The sequence below is a fragment of the Micromonospora sp. NPDC049799 genome, assembly GCF_040656655.1.
Classification (GTDB): Bacteria; Actinomycetota; Actinomycetes; order Mycobacteriales; family Micromonosporaceae; genus Micromonospora.
In genome coordinates this window covers 1-2,115 of sequence record NZ_JBFAMU010000698.1, presented here as the reverse complement: position 1 = coordinate 2,115, position 2,115 = coordinate 1, and the positions used below count along the sequence as shown (strand labels likewise).

Below are 2,115 nucleotides of genomic sequence, written 5' to 3'. Positions count from 1 at the left end.
CCGGGGGCGACGGCGGTCACCTGGCGGGCGACCGCGTCCGGGTCGGCCGCGAGGTCGGACTTGGTGAGCACGACCAGCGGCTGGGCGCCGGACTCGTGGGCGAGCGACAGCAGGCGCTCGATCCGGCCGATGTCCGGCTCGGGGTGCACCGGCTCCACCACCGCGGCGGTGTCGAGGTTCGCGGCCAGCACCTGGCCGCTGGCGTCCTTGCCGGCGGTACGGCGGATCAGCGCGGTCCGGCGGGGCAGCACGGCCTCGACGGTCACCCGCCCGTCCGGCCACGTGCCGACGAGCACCCAGTCCCCGGCGCACGGCAGGCGGGTCGCGTCGCGGGCGGCGGCGGCCAGCACCGCGCCGCCGACGGTGGCCCGGACCGGGCCGGACGCGCAGAGCACGGTGCAGACGCCCCGGTCGACGCGGGCCACGCGGCCCGGGCGGTGGTCGGCGCGACGGAGGTGGTGCTCCGCCCGGTCGGCGTCCCAGCCGAGGGCGGTCAGATCAACGGTCATGGCATCCTCATCGAGGTCGTCGGTGTGTGGTCCACGCGTGCCGCCGCCGGCATGTCCACCACCTCCTCCGCCTCCGGTGCCGCGTACGCCATCGACGGTAGGGCCGACGACGACGCGCCGAAAGCGATTTCCGGTGGCGGCAGCCCCGCGCGGAGATTCCCCGGCGACTCCGGGGTCCGGGACGACTAGGGTCGAGGAGTGACCACCGATCCGCTCCTGCTGACCGGCGAGGTGGCCGACGCCACCGCGCGCCTGCTGCGGACCGCCGCCAGCTTCGACGACGCCGACCTGGCCGCCGCGTCGCTGCTGCCCGGCTGGACCCGGGGGCACGTGCTGGCCCACGTGGCCCGCAACGCCGACGGGTTCGTCAACCTGCTCACCTCGGCCCGCACCGGCCGTGCCGTGCCGATGTACGCCAGCGCGGCGGCACGCGACGCCGACATCGAGACCGGCGCGCCCCGGCCGCCCGCCGCGCACCTGGACGACCTGCGGCGCTCGGCGGACCGCTTCACCGAGGCGGTGGCCGCGATGCCCGTCGAGGCCTGGGGCGCCCAGGTGCAGACCCGCCGCGGGCCCTGGCCGGCCGCGATGCTGGTCTGGGGGCGGTTGCGCGAGCTGGAGGTGCACCACGTCGACCTGGCCGCTGGCTACCGGCCGGCGGACTGGCCGGAGGCGTTCGGGCACCGACTGCTGCACGAGGTCGCCAGCGGTCTCGCCGCACGCCCCGACGCGCCCCCGATGGTGCTGCGCTTCGACGGCAGCCGTCACGAGCTGGTGATCGGTGACCGGGCGCAGGCACCCACGGTCACCGGTGCCGCACCGGAGCTCGCGTCGTGGCTGATCGGTCGCAGCCCCGGCACCGTGCTGGCCGTCACCCCCGACGGTCCCCTGCCCGACCCACCGGAATGGATATAGACATCCCCATGACCTACAGCGGAGACGTGACGCCCGGCGGTGCGCCGGCGGTACGCGAGCTCGACCGGCTCACCATCACCAAGATCTCGGTGGGCCCGATGGACAACAACGCCTACCTGCTGCGCTGCCGGTCCACCGGCGAGCAGGTGCTCATCGACGCGGCCAACGAGGCACCCCGCCTGCTGGACCTGCTCGGCGACGCCGGGCTTGCCACGGTGGTCACCACCCACCAGCACATGGACCACTGGGTGGCGCTGGAGGAGGTCGTCGCCAAGACCGGCGCCCGGCCGCTGGTGCACGCCGACGACGCCGCCGGCCTGCCGATCGAGGCGGAGACCCTCGCCGACGGCGACACCGTGCCGGTGGGTGACTGCACGCTGGAGGTCATCCACATCAGGGGCCACACGCCCGGTTCGATCGCCCTGCTCCACCGCGACCCGGCCGGCACGCCCCACCTCTTCACCGGCGACAGCCTCTTCCCGGGTGGCGTCGGCAACACCGACAAGGACCCGGAGCGGTTCGCCGCGCTGATCGACGACGTGGAACACAAGCTCTTCGACCGGCTGCCCGACGAGACCTGGTTCTACCCGGGTCACGGCAGGGACAGCACCCTCGGGGCGGAGCGCGCGTCCCTGCCGCAGTGGCGGGCCCGGGGCTGGTGAGCCGGCGCGGCGCCGGGCGGTCGACCCGC

The 2,115-nt window shown here is 75.3% G+C and carries 3 protein-coding genes; 2 read left to right on the top strand and 1 reads right to left on the bottom strand.

Features of this window, described 5'->3' with window-relative positions:
* A partial coding sequence (gene rsgA / locus AB0I76_RS28445) for a GTPase RsgA (RefSeq protein ID WP_357041781.1) occupies positions 1–509 on the bottom strand: 509 nt, incomplete at its 3' end.
* Positions 510–707: 198 nt separating this feature from the next.
* Here rsgA and AB0I76_RS28440 point away from each other — a divergent pair.
* Positions 708–1,424: a maleylpyruvate isomerase family mycothiol-dependent enzyme gene (locus AB0I76_RS28440; RefSeq protein ID WP_357041778.1), complete on the top strand. Its 717-nt coding sequence runs from the start codon at positions 708–710 to the stop codon at positions 1,422–1,424.
* An 8-nt stretch (positions 1,425–1,432) separates the two neighbouring features.
* On the top strand, positions 1,433–2,086 hold the full coding sequence (locus AB0I76_RS28435; RefSeq protein ID WP_357041775.1) for an MBL fold metallo-hydrolase: 654 nt from the start codon (positions 1,433–1,435) through the stop codon (positions 2,084–2,086).
* Positions 2,087–2,115: the final 29 nt, after the last annotated feature.

Excerpts from the sequence above, each read along its gene's own strand:
- AB0I76_RS28435 (WP_357041775.1), top strand. The coding sequence starts at position 1,433 with ATGACCTACAGCGGAGACGTGACGCCCGGCGGTGCGCCGGCGGTACGC.